General features: G+C 60.3%; 14 protein-coding genes and 1 tRNA gene. 11 read left to right on the top strand and 4 right to left on the bottom strand.

The features are described from left to right. The first annotated feature begins 26 nt into the window (after positions 1-26). Entirely contained in the window at positions 27-782 is a 756-nt protein-coding gene (locus GTF44_RS09620; RefSeq protein WP_171559741.1) for a VOC family protein, read from the top strand. A gap of 157 nt (positions 783-939) precedes the next feature. On the opposite strand, the gene GTF44_RS09615 is transcribed toward GTF44_RS09620, so the two are convergent. From GTF44_RS09615 to GTF44_RS09605, 3 genes are all read right to left on the bottom strand, one after another. After that, on the bottom strand, positions 940-1,455 hold the full coding sequence (locus GTF44_RS09615) for an invasion associated locus B family protein (RefSeq protein WP_171559738.1): 516 nt from the start codon (positions 1,453-1,455) through the stop codon (positions 940-942). A gap of 101 nt (positions 1,456-1,556) precedes the next feature. Next, positions 1,557-4,541: an autotransporter outer membrane beta-barrel domain-containing protein gene (locus tag GTF44_RS09610; RefSeq protein ID WP_171559735.1), complete on the bottom strand. Its 2,985-nt coding sequence runs from the start codon at positions 4,539-4,541 to the stop codon at positions 1,557-1,559. Between the two features lie 603 nt (positions 4,542-5,144). Continuing rightward, positions 5,145-5,234: transfer RNA gene (locus GTF44_RS09605), tRNA-Ser, on the bottom strand. 217 nt (positions 5,235-5,451) lie between these two features. Between GTF44_RS09605 and GTF44_RS09600 the strand changes: the two genes are divergently transcribed. From GTF44_RS09600 to GTF44_RS09565, 8 genes are all read left to right on the top strand, one after another. Further along, positions 5,452-6,342: a DUF2059 domain-containing protein gene (locus GTF44_RS09600; protein WP_171559733.1), complete on the top strand. Its 891-nt coding sequence runs from the start codon at positions 5,452-5,454 to the stop codon at positions 6,340-6,342. A 233-nt stretch (positions 6,343-6,575) separates the two neighbouring features. Next, the gene (locus GTF44_RS09595; RefSeq protein WP_171559892.1) at positions 6,576-7,250 is read left to right on the top strand and encodes a 50S ribosomal protein L21; all 675 of its coding nucleotides are present in this window, start codon (positions 6,576-6,578) and stop codon (positions 7,248-7,250) included. A 12-nt stretch (positions 7,251-7,262) separates the two neighbouring features. After that, positions 7,263-7,532, top strand: a complete 270-nt coding sequence (gene rpmA, locus GTF44_RS09590; RefSeq protein WP_145208850.1) for a 50S ribosomal protein L27 — start codon at positions 7,263-7,265, stop codon at positions 7,530-7,532. A 164-nt stretch (positions 7,533-7,696) separates the two neighbouring features. Continuing rightward, on the top strand, positions 7,697-8,236 hold the full coding sequence (locus GTF44_RS09585; RefSeq protein WP_171559730.1) for a GNAT family N-acetyltransferase: 540 nt from the start codon (positions 7,697-7,699) through the stop codon (positions 8,234-8,236). 87 nt (positions 8,237-8,323) lie between these two features. Next, positions 8,324-9,358, top strand: coding sequence for a GTPase ObgE (gene obgE / locus GTF44_RS09580; RefSeq protein ID WP_171559727.1), 1,035 nt, complete (start codon positions 8,324-8,326; stop codon positions 9,356-9,358). Then, entirely contained in the window at positions 9,346-10,464 is a 1,119-nt protein-coding gene (gene proB, locus GTF44_RS09575) for a glutamate 5-kinase (protein WP_171559724.1), read from the top strand. The genes obgE and proB overlap by 13 nt, the downstream gene beginning before the upstream one ends. Positions 10,465-10,531: 67 nt before the next feature. Next, positions 10,532-11,800: a glutamate-5-semialdehyde dehydrogenase gene (locus GTF44_RS09570; protein ID WP_171559722.1), complete on the top strand. Its 1,269-nt coding sequence runs from the start codon at positions 10,532-10,534 to the stop codon at positions 11,798-11,800. Between the two features lie 69 nt (positions 11,801-11,869). Further along, entirely contained in the window at positions 11,870-13,057 is a 1,188-nt protein-coding gene (locus GTF44_RS09565) for a PLP-dependent aspartate aminotransferase family protein (RefSeq protein ID WP_171559720.1), read from the top strand. Here GTF44_RS09565 and GTF44_RS09560 read toward each other — a convergent pair. Next, on the bottom strand, positions 13,054-13,458 hold the full coding sequence (locus tag GTF44_RS09560; RefSeq protein WP_171559719.1) for a hypothetical protein: 405 nt from the start codon (positions 13,456-13,458) through the stop codon (positions 13,054-13,056). The two genes, GTF44_RS09565 and GTF44_RS09560, sit on opposite strands and share 4 nt — an antisense overlap. Before the next feature lie 260 nt (positions 13,459-13,718). Between GTF44_RS09560 and GTF44_RS09555 the strand changes: the two genes are divergently transcribed. Further along, positions 13,719-14,765, top strand: coding sequence for an ATP-binding protein (locus GTF44_RS09555; protein WP_171559717.1), 1,047 nt, complete (start codon positions 13,719-13,721; stop codon positions 14,763-14,765). Between the two features lie 185 nt (positions 14,766-14,950). Beyond that, positions 14,951-15,982, top strand: coding sequence for a substrate-binding domain-containing protein (locus GTF44_RS09550; RefSeq protein ID WP_171559715.1), 1,032 nt, complete (start codon positions 14,951-14,953; stop codon positions 15,980-15,982). The last annotated feature ends 13 nt before the right edge of the window (positions 15,983-15,995 follow it).

Below are 15,995 nucleotides of genomic sequence, written 5' to 3'. Positions count from 1 at the left end.
GGAAAACCAACCCGGATGATGGTGCCATGACTACTGAAAAACGAGGTCGGATCGTCTGGCACGATCTGTTTACGCCCGATGCCGAGCGGTCCAAGCCCTTCTACCAAGACGTCGCGCATTGGAGCTACCTTACTGAACACGCGACGGATTTTGCCTGGGGCGGTGGCGAGAAAGACTTCACGCTTGCCCTGTTGGATGGCGAAGCCGGGGCAGGGATCATCGATCAGACGCCCGGACCGGTTGTTGGCTGGATTCCCTATGTCGAGGTCGAAGATGTGGATGCCACGGCTGCGCTTGCGGCGGACCATGGCGGGATGATCGTCAAGCCGCCATTCGAAGTCCCCGGCGTTGGCCGCAACTGCGTCCTGCGCGACCCGGACGGGGCTCATATCGGGATTTCGCTGTCGCGTCATGCGTTTCCTGCCCCGACAAAGCAGTTTGCGGCGGAGCGGTATCTGAACAGCGTGGGCGGCTTTCCGGCAACATTCTACCATCGTCTTTTTGGATGGGAGGCGGCGGAAGATCTTTCCATTTCGGCGAAAGATAGATCAATCACCTTAAATGGGGAGACGGTAGCGTTCTACGATGGTGGCGATGATGCGTCCGATACGGCGCCGCTTTGGGTCCCAAGCCTTCGGGTCGGGGATTTGCCGGAGGCTCTCAACCGCGGACGCCTCGCCGGTGCCACCGTCCTGCGGCCAGCGAAAGGGGCGCAGCAGGACGCCCGTGGCACGCTGCTTCGCGATCCAACTGGGGGGCTGTTCTCATTGGCCGTGGGGTGATCTTGGGCGCAGCGATCCGAGAAAGTCGTGAGCGACGCATCGGGTGCCAAGGCAGATTAATCAGAGAGTGTGGACTGATTGAGTTGGTTGCGCATTGACGGTTTATGGGGGGCGAGCAAAGGGCGGCGGCTCTGATATCATGCGCCGCCCTTTGCCATTAAGAGTCTTGCAGTCGGTTCCAAGCATTGGTGAAGCCAGCAAGCGAAATCTCAACGATAAAGGGGGCCTCATCGGCGCTGGTCATCTGGATTTGAGCGATACTTCCACGTCGCAGCAAACCGACTTCCTCGTCCGTGAGTGTGCCGCGGGCAAGACACCCGGCGGGCAGGCAGGTCCGGAACGCCAGAACTGCGACTTGGCCTTCTTCGACATCGATTTGAACACCGCCGGAAAGAAGCAGCCCAAAGGGTGTCAGGATGACCAGATTTGCGTCATCTCCATCAGGTTGGAGCACGACGCTCAAAACCCGCTGCCCGCTATCTTGTTGCTGTAGCTGCTGCGACATTTCGCAGAGCTGCCTCTCAAGCGGTTCGCCTGCGGCGTCCACGCTGACGCAGTTCACTGTCCAAGCGTCATAGGTTTCTGTGACTGTGCTGGGCAGCGGCGCCGTCTGTTGCGCAAAAGATAAGCCTGGCACCAAGGCCAGGACGATGGAAAGGGCGAGAGATCGCATCAGCAGGGGGTCCTGTTTGTTAGGGGAGGGTGCCTCCGCCAGTGCAGGCGGGGGCGATGTTGATGGTGCTACGTTGCAGTTTTGGCACCGCATCCGCTGGATCAGAAGTCCATTCGGAATCCTGCCGAAAGGCGCAGGCCCCGATTGTCCGAGGAGGCACCGCCCAGAGCGGTTCGGTAGCTGGCCTCACCATAGAGAGACTGCCCCGGGGCAAGCTGCAAATCGCCGCCAATGCCGATTTCGGCCCAGGTGGACTCGGCCTCTGCCGACAGATCGGCGCCAGCGACATTTGTGGTCTGCGCGCCGGACAGGTCATGCCAGATATTGCCGATGGCATTGAACTGACCACGGTCGGTGACGTCCGTTTCATAGGCCAGACCAAGCCGGGTCACCAAGGTGTCATTGGTTCCCGGGTCCACCGCATTGCCGTCCTCGTCGGTCATGGCGTCGCCATCGACCATGCCCCATATCATCTGCGCTTGCGGGGTCAGCGTACCGCCGCCAGCAAGGGTGATGCGCTGCCCGATCTCGGAGCTGATTGCCAGAGCTTGGCTGTCATGTCCGGTTGCGAGGGTGCCAGCTGCCGACGAGGCGATATCACTGGAGATCCAGTTCGCTTGACCTTGGATATCGAGATACAAGCCTGTGCCACTGAACCAGGTGCCGGTCGCCCCGATCCCATAACCATCGGCGTCAATCTGACCTGTGCCACTCGCGCCGCTCATATCGGCGGAGATCTGACCATATTGCATGGTTGCCCCGATAACCCAACGGCCGATGCCATTGGTTTCCAGGTCGAAATCGGCCCCGGCTTGCAGGCCGGTCTGGGTGCTTTCATAGCTGATGCCATCCTCGGAAGAGGAGGGGGTCGTGTCCAAACGATCGCCGACAAAGCGCACCCACAGCTCTTGGCCTTCTATAGATGACCGCTGGCGCACACGCTGCTGCATGGTCGGCAAGTTGTTGAACCCGGCAAGAACCAGGGGAAGGCCCTCATAGATCGCGCCGGTGCTGCTGAGTTGGCCGGTGGAGCGCAGATACCAATCCAGATCGGTTGTGTCCTGATCCAGGTCATAGAGGAACGCGCCGCTGGTCACGGGGCCGGTCGCCAAAGCAAAGGCATCGGATGGCGATGCAAGCCCATCGGTATCCACAACAAGAATCTCGTTACCGCTTGCTGTCGTCGTCGAGACATCGACAATCTCAATCGACGTCACGCCCGACACAGCGCCCTGAACCGTAAGGGTGTCTGCAGTGTCAGCGGCAAAATCGACATCGATCAAAAGCCGACCGCCGCCGGTGTAGTCGCCAGATACGGTCACTGTATCAGCGGCGGTACCGTTCTGAAGTGTAACAGTTCCCGCATTGGTTAGGTTGCCACCATCAAATATGCCAGCACCTCCGAAGGTAAACAGGTCGCGAACAAAAGAAAGGGTGCCGCCAACATCGACGGTCGTCGTGCCAGCCGTCATCCCGAAGTTGTCCAACGTTATGGCTGACCCTGCTCCGATATTGACCTGTTCCCAGTTGTCGATATTCCCCCCCCCAAGCGATCCACTGGATCCGACAAAGGTCAGGACGTCAACAGAGCCATCCGTTGCGTCGATGTCATCACCACCATCAAACTCCGCATCCGTGTCAAAGCTCCCGCCAGCGAAGGTCAAGTTGTCGGAACCGTCACCTAGGCTGATATCACCGGCAACCGAGGCGCCCGTGTTAACGAGTGTCTCTGAGTTGCCGCCATCATTTGAAATGGCAAATCCACCGCTGCCGCCTCTGACATCGGCACCCGTGTTCAATGTGATGGTGGCAGTGGTCCCGCCCGTCACTGTGAGAGTGCGGATGCCGTCACCCCTTCGTGACGTTCCGCCGGTTACGATGTCGCTCACCGTGATGTTCAGCGCACCCGACCCACGATTGTCCGCGGAGATCGCGTGTTGTCCACCGGTCACGTCGTCTGAGGCGTCGATCTCCATTACCCCCGTGGCGGCATTCGTGTTTACGGCCAGAATGCCCGCATTGCCGCCATCCACTACTCCAGACGTCGTTACTCTCGTGAGGCCGGTACCATTATTGGTGACGCTGATACCTGTAACACTACTGGTGACACTCGTCGCCGAAATGGATACATCGCCTGTGCTAATGCTCTGATTGAACGCAAAGATGCCCGCTTGGCTGGTTCCTTCAACGGCGGCCGTGCTCACGATGCTGATGTTGCCGCCATTGGCATTTTGCGCCCGGATCCCTTGCGCCCCACCGGTAACGGTGTCTGAGGTCTGGATCACAAGATCTCCGTCATCCTGTTGGGTCGCATCAATCGCATAGTTGCTGCTACCAATGACCTGACCACCAGTGGTAATCGTGAAATCGTTTACCCCAACACTGTTCCCATTTGTTGCCCGGATGCCATTACCGCCAGCCGAAACGGTTGTGCCCGCCGCTGTTGAGATCGTCAAAGCCCCGGTGTTATTGTTTGCAGAAATCCCGGTACCTCCGCTGCTTAGTCTGCCGGTCACATCCCCACCAACGTCGATCGTGCTCCCCGACCCGAGGCCGGTGTTGTTGAGTGCGATGCCAGTCGAGTTAACCCCGGTGATGGCTCCAGTCGTTACAACTGTTACGGTGCCGCCGTTGTTGCGAACGCTGAGACCCTGATTCAGTCCGGTTATCGTAGAAGAATTCGTGTCGGTGAAAGTGACGCCGCCAGTGCCTTGAATATCGATGCCGTTGACTTCGCTGTTAGAGCCTCCAGAGTCGGTGCCGGTCGTGGTGTCGTTCCCAAAACCAGCGGCGGTCTCAACCGAGACTGCTCCGCCCGTGTCAATCACCACCTCTGCATCTGAACCGCCGACGTCAGCCGGGCCCGAGCAGCTAAAGACGCCCGGCGATGTTTCAACACAGGTGCCCGCGAACCCTGCACCCGAGGACACGAAGAGTGTTGGCATTGCCAAACCGGTTGCCAGAGCCAGCGCCCGCAAGGAGCAAGACGACAGGAGCCGTCCACCGGTCGGCGATATGGATGCGACCTTACCTTTCCACTTCGTCAGACGCCCGCTGGACGGACGCAATTGTACTGTGATCTTCATCGTAACTACCCTTTCGCCTCAGTCTTTCAATCTTTTTCGAGTTAAAATACTCAGATTGATTGATTAACTTTTTAACTGAAATATTTTCAATGTCAATGAATGTTGCGGAAGGGCATGATGTAAGCGTTCATAAGTGACGCTGATATGTTGGCGGGACGGAGGCACATAACCCGAAGCGCGTTAGGTCACTGGTTTCTCGCGCATAATGGACATTGCAACCCGATCTGACGATGTCCGGTAGCGGTCTTGCGAGAGCGAGAACGCCTAAAATTAATCTTATATAGAGAAAAATGTCACTTTCGTGCGGTTGTGTGGTGGAGTAAGGTCGCATCTTCTGTGCCGAAATCGGACGACAATTTGATACGCCTGATAAGCCGCCTATCGGCGATGCTCTGATCGCGAAAGCGAGACATCTCGCAGAAGTCGGTCAGCACCTTAGGTCTATCAATAGCGGAGTTAGATGTGATCAGGTCGACCCGACAGCGCGGCCATAAAAAACATTTATGATTAAAAAACGACCGACGGCGAACGGCATCGGTCGCAATAAGACCTTATCGAGACGGTCGGGCCGCCAAAAGGCAAAGCCGGGTTCGTTTTCGAAGGTGGCGGAGAGACAGGGATTCGAACCCTGGGTAGGCTTGCACCCACAACGGTTTTCGAGACCGCCCCGTTCGACCACTCCGGCACCTCTCCGCGCTTAATCAGGGGTCGTGGAGCGGGGGAATAGCCGCAGCCGTGCGCCCGCGCAAGGGGGGTCTTGCCGACAAGTTTGCCGCGCGCCAGAAAGCCGGACCGGCGGAGCTTCGCTCAACTCTTCGAGACGGGCGCCGTTTGGCGGTGGATTTCCGGCGCCCACTTGCCCATGTTTTAGAGAAAGATCGGGTCGTGACGGCCCCAACAAGGAGAGCCCATGTTGCGTGCATTGCCATTCGCCACCTGCTTTACTTTGAGTGTCATGGCCGGAGCCGCTTTGGCGCAGACCGCGCCGGAGACACCGGTGGAGGCCCAGATTGCGCCGGGCAGTGTGATCGCGGCGGAGAACCCGGAGCTTTACACCCTGTTTCAGGCGATTGGGCTTTACGACGTGTTGGAGATCATGTCGATCGAGGGCATCGATTATGCCGATGATCTGGAAGCGGAGATGTTTCCGGGGCAGGGCGGGGCCGCCTGGCCTGCGATGGTTGCGCAGACATACAGTCTCGAACGGCTGACGCAGGATTTCGAAGCGGCGGTGCCGGAAGATGCGTTCAGCGCCGATGAACTCGACACTCTGAACGCATTTTTCGCAACCGAGATCGGGCGGCGCATTGTGGAAGGTGAGATCCTCGCCCGGCGCGAATTCATCGACCCGGTGGTGGAAGAGGCCGCCAATATCGTGTTTCGCGAGGAGCTGGCCGCAGAGAACCCGCGCATCGATCAATTGCGCGCCTTCAACGACGCCAACGCCCTGATCGATTTGAATGTGGCGGGCGCCTTGAACTCGAACTTCGCCTTCTATCGCGGGCTGGTGGATGGCGGTGCCTTTGACGTCGAATTGCCCGAGGATTTGATGTTGGCGGAAGTGTGGAGCCAAGAACCCGAGATCCGCGCCGAAACGGAGCTTTGGCTCTATTCCTATCAAATCGTTGCCTATGATGCGCTCAGCGATGCGGATATGGATGCCTATATCGCCTTGTCAGAGAGCCCCGCCGGACGCGTGTTGAACCGCACTTTGTTTGCGGCCTTCGATGCGATGTTCGAGGCGGTGAGCTATGATCTCGGCGCGGCGGCGGCCTTATTTGTCGCCGGCGAAGAAACCTGAGCTGCGCGGCGGGTCTGGGCCCTTGGTACGGGACCCGTAAAACCGCTGTTGCATCGCTTGACAGCAGCGCGAGGCTCGGGCATATGCAGGCCTCTGTCGCCGCCGGGGTTCCCTGCGGCTGTTTTGATTTGTCGAAGATGTCCCGAGAGGGGCACGCAGCCCGAGGCGCGGTTTGATCCGCGAGAACACCCGAAGATGGGGGCCACAGGGCGCGGGGTAGAAGGAAGATGATGATGTTTGCGGTCCTGAAGACCGGTGGCAAGCAGTACAAGGTGCAGTCCGGCGACGTTCTGCGCGTGGAAAAGCTGGCCGCAGCGGCGGGTGACACCGTCCAATTCAATGAGATTCTGATGCTCGGCGGCGACGCGCCTGTGCTGGGCACGCCGAATGTGGACGGTGCCGCGGTGCAAGCCACGGTGATCGACCAGATCAAGGGCGAGAAACTGATCCATTTCGTGAAGCGCCGGCGGAAGCATTCGTCGAAGCGCACCAAGGGTCACCGTCAGCAACTGACGCTGCTTCGGATCACCGACATTCTCGCCAAGGGTGGTGACAAAACCGGTGTGATGGCTGCGGTTGGTGCCGGCTCTGCGCCTGCAGTTGCCGCGGAAGCGCCGAAGGCGAAAGCCAAACCCGCCGCGAAAGCCAAGGCGGAACCGAAGGCCGAAGCCGCCCCGAAGAAAGCCGCGCCGAAAGCCGAAGCAGCCGTCGGTGGCGACGATCTGAAACAGCTGTCGGGTGTTGGTCCGGCGCTGGAGAAGAAACTGCTGGCCGCTGGCGTTACAACCTTCGCACAGATTGCAGGTTGGACCGCGGACGATATCGCTGCTATGGACGAGAAACTGTCGTTCAAAGGCCGGATCGAGCGCGAAGGCTGGGTCGAACAAGCCAAGAAATTGGCCGAGTAAGGAGAGAGACACATGGCACATAAAAAAGCAGGTGGCTCCTCGCGCAACGGGCGCGATTCTGCCGGACGCCGGTTGGGCGTCAAGAAATTCGGTGGGGAACTTGTGATCCCCGGCAATATCATCGTGCGTCAGCGCGGCACCAAATGGTGGCCGGGTGAGGGCGTGGGCATGGGCAAAGACCACACAATCTTTGCGACCGAACAGGGCCATGTCACCTTTGCCAAGGGCTTCAAAGGTCGTACCTTCATTTCCGTCATGCCAGCTGCCGAGGCCGCTGAGTAACGTCGAACCTTATAGAAAATTTGGGGGGTCGGCGGAAACGCCGGCCCCTTTTTCATTATTTGGTTACTGCAAGTGGGAGACCCTTGCGACCGCCCCCATCGATCGCCACCTGAGAAGGGAGGCAGGAGAAACATAAGGGGATCTGTTTCGGAGGAGGAACAGGCATGAGACAAGAAACCATCATCGCGCAGGCCGTGATCGACACGCCGCGTTTTGTGCTGCGCCCGATCCGCAAATCCGATGCGGGCCTGATGACAATGTATGCCTCGGATCGTCGGGTCGCCGATATGACCTCCTCGATCCCACATCCGCTGCCGCCCGGGACCGTCGAGCTGTTTATTACGAGCGCGTTGGACGCGGAGCGGACGGAGCATGTTTGGGTGATGGATGCCTCCGAAGATGGCGGCTCCGAGCTGTTGGGGGTGATCTCCCTCAAGCAGATGGATCGCAACCAGTCCGAGATCGGCTATTGGATTGCGCCAGGCATGTGGAACACAGGCCTCGCCTCAGAAGCGGTTGCCGCCCTCGTCGCGGCAAACCCCTTGGGCAACACCACGGTTTTTGGCAGCGTCTTTCAGGACAACCCGGCCAGTGCACGCGTTCTGACCAATGCCGGGTTCGATTATCTGGGCGATGCAGAGGCGTTTTCCGTCGCGCGCGGCGCCAAGGTGGCAACCTGGACCTACCTGAAAAAGCTGCAATAGAGCACATCTGGGTCGGGGATGACTTGAGCCCCGGCCCAAACCTCTCTATCGCAGGGGCCGCGCGACCCGCGCCCGGAGCCTGAGCCGATGAAATTCCTCGATCTAGCCAAAGTCTATATCCGTTCTGGCGGCGGTGGCGGCGGGGCTGTGTCCTTCCGGCGGGAGAAATACATCGAATATGGCGGGCCCGATGGCGGGGATGGCGGGCGCGGCGGCGATGTCTGGGCCGAAGCCGTGGATGGACTGAACACGCTCATCGATTTCCGTTACCAGCAGCATTTTTTCGCCAAGAACGGCCAGCCCGGTATGGGCAAGCAGCGGACCGGCAAAGACGGCGATGATATCGTGCTGCGCGTGCCGGTTGGCACCGAGATCCTAGAAGATGATGAAGAGACGGTGATTGCCGACATAACTGAGGTGGGGCAGCGGGTGCTGCTGGCCAAGGGCGGCAATGGTGGTTTTGGCAACCTGCATTTCAAATCCTCCACCAACCAGGCCCCGCGCCGGGCCAATCCCGGGCTTGAGGGAGTGGAGCGTACAATCTGGCTCCGGTTGAAGCTGATTGCGGATGTTGGCCTCTTGGGGCTGCCCAATGCGGGCAAATCCACTTTTCTGGCCGCGACGTCGAACGCGCGGCCCAAAATCGCCGATTATCCATTCACCACGCTGCACCCCAATCTCGGGGTTGTCGGCGTCGACAATGCCGAATTTGTCGTGGCCGATATCCCCGGTCTGATCGAGGGCGCGCATGAGGGCCGGGGGCTGGGCGACCAGTTCTTGGGCCATGTGGAGCGTTGCTCGGTGCTGCTGCACCTGGTTGATGGCACGGCCGAGGATGTGGCGGGGGATTACCGCACCATCATCCATGAGTTGGAAGAATATGGCGGCGATCTTGCATTGAAGCCGAGGGTGACGGCCCTGAACAAGATCGACGCGCTGAGTGATGAGGACCTGGCCGAGAAACGCGCCGCTCTGGAAGCCGTCGCCGGACCGGTGATGGAGATGTCTGGTGTCGCCCGCACCGGCCTAGTCGATGTGCTGCGGACCGTGCGGGCGCAGGTCGATGCGGACCGCCTGAGGTTGCGTGCCGAAACTGAGGACCCCGGACCGTGGCGCCCCTGACCCCCGACCTGACCCAGGCCAAGCGCCTGGTGGTGAAAATCGGCTCGGCGCTTCTGGTCGACCGGGTCAGCGGTGCGCTGAGAGCCGATTGGCTGAAGGCCTTGGCCGAAGATGTGGCGCGGATCAAGGCGCGGGGTGCGGATGTGATCTTGGTCTCGTCCGGGTCGATTGCGCTTGGTCGCGGGGCATTGAGCCTGGGCGAGGGCGCTTTGTCATTGGAGCAGGCGCAAGGCGCGGCCGCGGTCGGGCAAATCCGGCTCGCGCGCGCCTATGAGGAGGCGCTGGCGCCGCATGAGATCACCACGGCGCAAATTCTGCTCACCTTGGACGATAGCGGCGATCGGCGGCGCTATCTCAACACGCGGGCGACGCTTGGCGCGCTGCTGAGCCTCGGTGTGGTGCCAATTGTGAATGAGAATGACACGATTGCGACCGACGAAATCCGCTATGGCGACAATGACCGGCTGGCCGCGAATGTGGCCGTGATGGCAGGCGCCGATCAACTGGTGTTGCTCAGCGATGTGGACGGGTTCTATTCCGCCAATCCAGGCGAAGACCCGTCAGCCAAGCGGTTCGACTTGATCGAGGCGATCACGCCCGAGATCGAGGCGATGGCGGGCGATGCGGGTTCGGGCCTGTCCAAAGGTGGTATGAAGACCAAGCTGATGGCGGCGAAAACCGCAACGGTGGCGGGCTGCGCGATGGCGATCACCGAAGGCTCGGTTGCGCGCCCGCTGAACGCGCTGGAGCAAGGCGGCAATGCCACTTGGTTCACCGCCACGCTCGACCCGCAAACCGCGCGGAAACGCTGGATCGCGGCGATGAAGCCGAAAGGTGCACTGACGCTCGATGCTGGGGCTGTTGCGGCTCTGGGCCGGGGCAAATCGCTGTTGCCCGCCGGGATCACCAGCGTCACGGGCAGCTTCAAACGGGGCGATCCGGTGGAGCTGGATGGCCCGGATGGGTCCCGCCTTGGGCTTGGCTTGGCGCGCTATACCGCTGAAGAGGCGCGCGCGATTGCGGGGCATCATAGCCGCGAGATTGAACCGATCTTGGGCTATCCGGGCCGCGCGGCTCTGGTGCATCGCGACGATATGGTGCTCTGATCCGCTCTCTTTCCCCTGCGACCAATTCCGCCTATCCTAACCGCTCAGACCCGTCATGAGGTTCGCTATGAAAGACCTGACCGATAATATCCCCGCCTTGATGGCCGAGATTGGCCAGCGCGCGAAAGCAGCTGCTGCAGACCTGGCTTTTGCGCGACCAGAGGCGAAAGAGGCGGCACTGAACGCGGCGGCGGATGCGGTTTGGGCGCGCCGCGCCGAGATCATTGCCGCGAATGAAAAAGACATGGCGTTCGGCAGTGAGAAGGGCCTGAGCGCCGCGATGCTCGACCGGCTGATGTTGGACGAAGACCGGGTGCAAAGCATCGTGACCGGCCTCCGCGCCGTGGCGGGGCAGGTCGACCCTGTGGGCCAGACCATCACCGAATGGGACATGGAAAGTGGGCTACATATCAAGCGCGTCCGCACGCCGCTTGGCGTAATCGGCGTGATCTATGAAAGCCGCCCGAATGTGACGGCGGATGCGGGCGCGCTTTGCCTGAAATCGGGCAACGCCGTGATTTTGCGTGGCGGGTCCGAGAGCTTTCATTCCTCCGGGCTGCTGGTGGACTGTCTAAAAGACGGGCTTCGCGCTGCCGGGCTGCCCGAAGACGCGGTGCAGCGCGTGCCAACCCGCGACCGGGCGGCTGTGCAAGAACTCCTGACGATGACCGAGACCGTCGATGTGATTGTCCCGCGAGGCGGCAAGGGCCTGGTAGGGTTGGTGCAGCGCGAGGCGCGGGTGCCGGTCTTTGCCCATCTCGAAGGCATTTGCCATATCTATATCGACGCCGCCGCCGACCCGGAGAAGGCGTTGAAAGTCACCTTGAACGCCAAGACCCGGCGCACGGGGATTTGTGGCGCCGCCGAGTGCCTCTTGATCCATCGTGATGTGGTCGAGACGATCGGGCAGGGGGTGATCAAAGCGTTGATCGATGCGGGCGTCGAAGTGCGCGCCGATGCGACCTTGGCCAAGATCGACGGAACGGTTGCCGCTGAGGGCGATGATTTCGGGCGCGAGTTTCTTGATATGGTGATCGCCGCGAAAGTGGTGGACGATATCGACGGCGCGATTGCGCATATCCGTGATTATGGCTCGAACCACACTGATGCGATTATCACGGAGGATGACGCGGCGGCGATGCGGTTCTTCACCCGGCTCGATAGCGCGATCCTGATGCATAACGCCTCGACTCAATTCGCCGATGGCGGGGAGTTCGGCATGGGCGCGGAGATTGGGATCGCCACGGGTAAGATGCATGCGCGCGGGCCAGTGGGCGCCGAGCAATTGACCTCGTTCAAATATCTTGTAACCGGTGACGGAACGGTGCGGCCGTAACGCTGCCCGTTCCCCACTGACCGACATCCGCGGCGGCGCGCCGTCGCGGTTAATTCTGTGAGATTTACCATGACTGACCGCCCCAATAGCCGCCCGGAAACCCTTGTGCGCCGGACGGCGTTTCCTGAAAGCGTCAGCCGGGCGGTGGTCACGCCTTTGCAGCAATCGGTGGTCTATGCCTCGCCCTCGCCGGATGCGCTCGATGCGCAATATGAAGGTACGACGAAGGGCTATACCTATGCCCGTGAGGGGCATCCCAATGCGGAAGTGCTCGCCAGCAAGATCGATATGCTTGAGGGCGCGACGGGTGGCTTGATCACCGGCTCCGGCATGGCGGCGGTCACGGCGGTTCTGATGGGGCTTCTGAAAGCGGGCGATCATGTCTTGGGAGGCGATCAGCTTTATGGCCGTTCGCTCCGGCTGATGAGCCAAGACCTGCCGCGCTTCGGCATTACGACGGGGCTGGCCGACCCGACCGATGCGGCCGCGTTTGAAGCGGCGATCACTCCCGAAACCAAGATGATCCTGGTGGAGGTTGTCTCGAATCCGACGCTGCGCGTGGCGGATATGGAGGGGATCGCCGCGCTGGCCCGGAAACATGGCCTCCTCTTGGTTGTCGACAACACCTTCACAACGCCGTTCGGCTACCGGCCCTTCGACCATGGCGCGGATGTGGTGATTCATTCCGTGACCAAGCTTTTGGCCGGACACTCCGATGTGACCCTCGGATATGCGGTTGCGAAGGACCCGGTGCATCAGAAAGCGATCTATGACTTTGCGGTCACAACAGGTCTGACGCCGAGCCCCTATGAATGTTGGCTGGCCGAGCGGGGCCTCTATACTTTCCCACTGCGCTTCGACTGTGCCGAGGCCAATGCGCGCGCGCTGGCCGATCATCTGGCAACGCTGCCAGGTGTCGAAACCGTGCTCTATCCGGGCCGGTCGGATCACCCAGACTTTGCCCGGGCACAAGCGCTGCTTGGCGGGCGCGACGGCAATATGGTGAGTTTCGTCATCAAAGGCGGTCGGGCCGAGGCGAACCGGATGATCGAGGCGGTGCCGCAACTGGCCTTTGCGCCCACGCTTGGGGATGTGGGTACAACGGTGTCTCATCCGGCCAGTTCCTCGCACCGGGCCTTGACACCAGAAGCGCGCGCGGCCCTTGGCATGACCGAAGGGTTTTTCCGCGTGTCGGTGGGGATCGAAGAGATTGAGTTGCTGAAGGCTGATTTCAGCCAGGCTTTGGCCGCCGTCTAAAGCGAGTGCAGCGGTGACGAGCCGTCGAGCACGATCATATCGAAATTCAAATCGGGCGACTGCGCAGCGACTTCCCGCCGGATCAGATTGGCGCTTGGCAATTTGTCGACGAGCGCCAGATAGCGCCCGCGATACCCGGACTCGGTCAAGAACTGCGCCATATCGAGCGCATCGAACATGGGCGTCACGAGCGGTGACAGGATCAGCAACGGGGCATGGGTGCCGATTAGCGTGACATTGCCCAACATCTCATAGGAGACGCGCTGGACGATGGAGTTTGGCTCCAACACATGGCGCGGCAACAGGTCGATGACATTGGCACTCAAGGCAACAGCCAGGACAGAACGCACCTGACCATCACGTGCATCCCTGGCCTCGTGGCGCAATGCGCGCTGATCCATCGGGCCGTCCATCATGTGCCTCGCATGCCGAAGCATGTCCTTATGTTCGATCTGCGTCTGCTCTTTCGAAACAGGCCGCTCCGTTGTCACGGTTGCAGATGAAAGCAATCTAACGGTTTCCTTGCACTTGAAAAGGGGTGGGGCGCGATTTTCTGATATATGCGCGTAAAAGCTCGCAATGACGTCGCGCCATTGTGGAGCTTCGCAAAAGTCGCTATCGCGACGACACGAATTATTTTGAGTTCTGAAAGGCCTGAGCCATGCCCGATATTGTCATCGGTAGCCTGCTGGAGGCGGTTCCGGAACCGATGTTGCTGTTGGATGCGGCAGGGCTGATCCGGGCTGGAAACGCCCCGGCGACGGAGCTTCTCGGGGACTGGATCATTGGCCGGAATTATGTGACCGCGCTTAGACAACCTGCATTGTTAAGTCGGATCGAAGCCGCCTACGCCACGCGCGAAAATGGCGAGGCCCGCTTCGTTCAAACCGATCAGGCCGGTGAGACGGTGTTTCGCATCACGATCCGACCGCTTAGCCAGGACGTCACAGGCTATGATGACGTTTTGCTGCATTTCCAAGACATCACGCATCTGCGCGAGGCCGAGGAGATGCGCCGCGACTTCGTCGCCAATGTGAGCCATGAGTTGCGCACACCGCTGACGGCAATACTGGGCTTCATCGAAACCTTAAAAGGCCCGGCTCGCGATGACCCAGAGGCGCAGGAGCGTTTCCTTGGCATCATGGAGGATGAAGCCCGGCGGATGAATCGGATGATCTCCGATCTTCTTTCGCTCAGCCGGGTCGAGGGTCAGGAACGGATGCGCCCGTCGGAGACCGTGAATCTGTCGGACATTCTGGCCAGCACCATCGCTTCTCTCCGTCAAGTGGCGGAGGAGACCGGCAATCGGATTGAGATCGAGGGCGCAGAGGCGCCCGTGATGGTGACCGGCGATTCCGATCAACTGACGCAGGTTTTCCTGAACCTCACTGAAAATGCGCTCAAATATGCCGGAGCTGACCGGCCTGTGGTGCTCCGGGTCAGTGAAGAGACCGGCACAGGATCTTTGAAGGGCCCTGTGGTTCGCGTCGATGTGGTGGATCAGGGCGACGGGATCGATCCGCTTCACCTGCCACGCCTGACCGAGCGATTCTATCGGGTCGATACGCATCGCAGCCGGGCCATGGGCGGCACCGGGCTTGGCCTCGCGATTGTGAAACACATCGTCAATCGCCATCGCGGGCGGTTGCGGATTTCCAGCGAACTGGGGCAGGGGAGCACGTTTTCGGTCCTCTTACCAAAGGGTTAATTGGTCGTCGCCAGAGGGAATCCTTAAGGTCCGGTGAATGTCTGATCGGTCGACATCCGTCACTGTCATAAAACTGTTACGAACCTGTCACAAAAGCATTGCGTCATCTCGATAGCTCGCGGGTTGAGAGCGCGTGATGTCTGCGCGTTCGAGACGATTTACAAACTCTATGGGAGTCTCCTTACATGTCTTTCGCTAAATTGACCGTATCCGCGCTGGCCGTTGCCGCCGTTTCGGCCACTGCCGTTGCTGCTCAAAGCCGCGACAACGTGCAGGTCGCCGGGTCCTCGACCGTGCTACCCTATGCTGCGATTGTGGCCGAAGCGTTCGGTGAAAACTTCGAATTCCCGACCCCTGTTGTCGAATCCGGTGGCTCTTCGACCGGTCTGCGCCGGTTCTGCGAAGGCGTGGGCGAAAACACCATCGACATCGCCAACGCCTCGCGTTCGATCCGCGACAGCGAAGTCGCAACCTGCGCCGAAAACGGCGTGACCGACATCATCGAAGTGCGCTTCGGCTATGACGGCATCGTGTTTGCGTCCGACATCAACGGCAACTCGTTTGAGTTCACCCCGTCCGATTGGTACCTGGCCCTGGCCGCCGAGCTCCCCGTTGATGGTGCCATGGTCTCCAACCCGAACAGCTCCTGGGCGCAGGTCCGTGACGGCCTTCCCGATCAGGACATCGCGGCCTACATCCCCGGCACCCGCCACGGCACGCGTGAAGTCTTTGAAGAGAACGTGATCCTTCAGGGCTGCGAAGACACCGGTGCCATGGAAGCCATGATGGGCATGGGCATGGATGAAGATGCCGCCGAAGAGGCTTGCCTCGAGCTGCGCGCCGATGGCGTGTCGGTCGACATCGACGGTGACTACACCGAGACCCTGGCCCGCATCTCGGCCAACCCGGAAGGCATCGGCGTCTTTGGTCTGGCCTTCTACCAGAACAACACCGACACGCTGCAGGTTGCCACCATGTCTGGCATCACGCCGACCGTGGAAAGCATCGCAACGGGTGAATACCCGGTCTCGCGTCCGCTGTTCTTCTACATCAAAGCCGCGCATATCGGTGTGATCCCGGGCCTGAAAGAATACGCTTCTTTCTTCGTCTCCGATGACATCGCTGGCCCCTTCGGCCCGCTGGCAGCCTATGGCCTCGTGGCCGATCCGGAGCTGGCCGACACCCAGTCCATGATCGAAAACGAAGAAACCATGTAAGCAGAGCTTGCTC

Origin of the sequence: Roseobacter sp. HKCCD6576-2, from assembly GCF_013179285.1 — a bacterium.
GTDB classification, from domain to species: domain Bacteria; phylum Pseudomonadota; class Alphaproteobacteria; order Rhodobacterales; family Rhodobacteraceae; genus Rhodophyticola; species Rhodophyticola oceani.
The sequence above is the reverse complement of the archived record's forward strand: the minus strand, read 5'-3'. Positions and strand labels throughout refer to the sequence as shown.

Coding starts and splice junctions, on each gene's coding strand:
- GTF44_RS09620 (WP_171559741.1), top strand. CDS start 27: ATGACTACTGAAAAACGAGGTCGGATCGTCTGGCACGATCTGTTTACG.
- GTF44_RS09615 (WP_171559738.1), bottom strand. CDS start 1,455: ATGCGATCTCTCGCCCTTTCCATCGTCCTGGCCTTGGTGCCAGGCTTA.
- GTF44_RS09610 (WP_171559735.1), bottom strand. CDS start 4,541: ATGAAGATCACAGTACAATTGCGTCCGTCCAGCGGGCGTCTGACGAAG.
- GTF44_RS09600 (WP_171559733.1), top strand. CDS start 5,452: ATGTTGCGTGCATTGCCATTCGCCACCTGCTTTACTTTGAGTGTCATG.
- GTF44_RS09595 (WP_171559892.1), top strand. CDS start 6,576: ATGTTTGCGGTCCTGAAGACCGGTGGCAAGCAGTACAAGGTGCAGTCC.
- rpmA (WP_145208850.1), top strand. CDS start 7,263: ATGGCACATAAAAAAGCAGGTGGCTCCTCGCGCAACGGGCGCGATTCT.
- GTF44_RS09585 (WP_171559730.1), top strand. CDS start 7,697: ATGAGACAAGAAACCATCATCGCGCAGGCCGTGATCGACACGCCGCGT.
- obgE (WP_171559727.1), top strand. CDS start 8,324: ATGAAATTCCTCGATCTAGCCAAAGTCTATATCCGTTCTGGCGGCGGT.
- GTF44_RS09570 (WP_171559722.1), top strand. CDS start 10,532: ATGAAAGACCTGACCGATAATATCCCCGCCTTGATGGCCGAGATTGGC.
- GTF44_RS09565 (WP_171559720.1), top strand. CDS start 11,870: ATGACTGACCGCCCCAATAGCCGCCCGGAAACCCTTGTGCGCCGGACG.
- GTF44_RS09560 (WP_171559719.1), bottom strand. CDS start 13,458: ATGGATCAGCGCGCATTGCGCCACGAGGCCAGGGATGCACGTGATGGT.
- GTF44_RS09555 (WP_171559717.1), top strand. CDS start 13,719: ATGCCCGATATTGTCATCGGTAGCCTGCTGGAGGCGGTTCCGGAACCG.
- GTF44_RS09550 (WP_171559715.1), top strand. CDS start 14,951: ATGTCTTTCGCTAAATTGACCGTATCCGCGCTGGCCGTTGCCGCCGTT.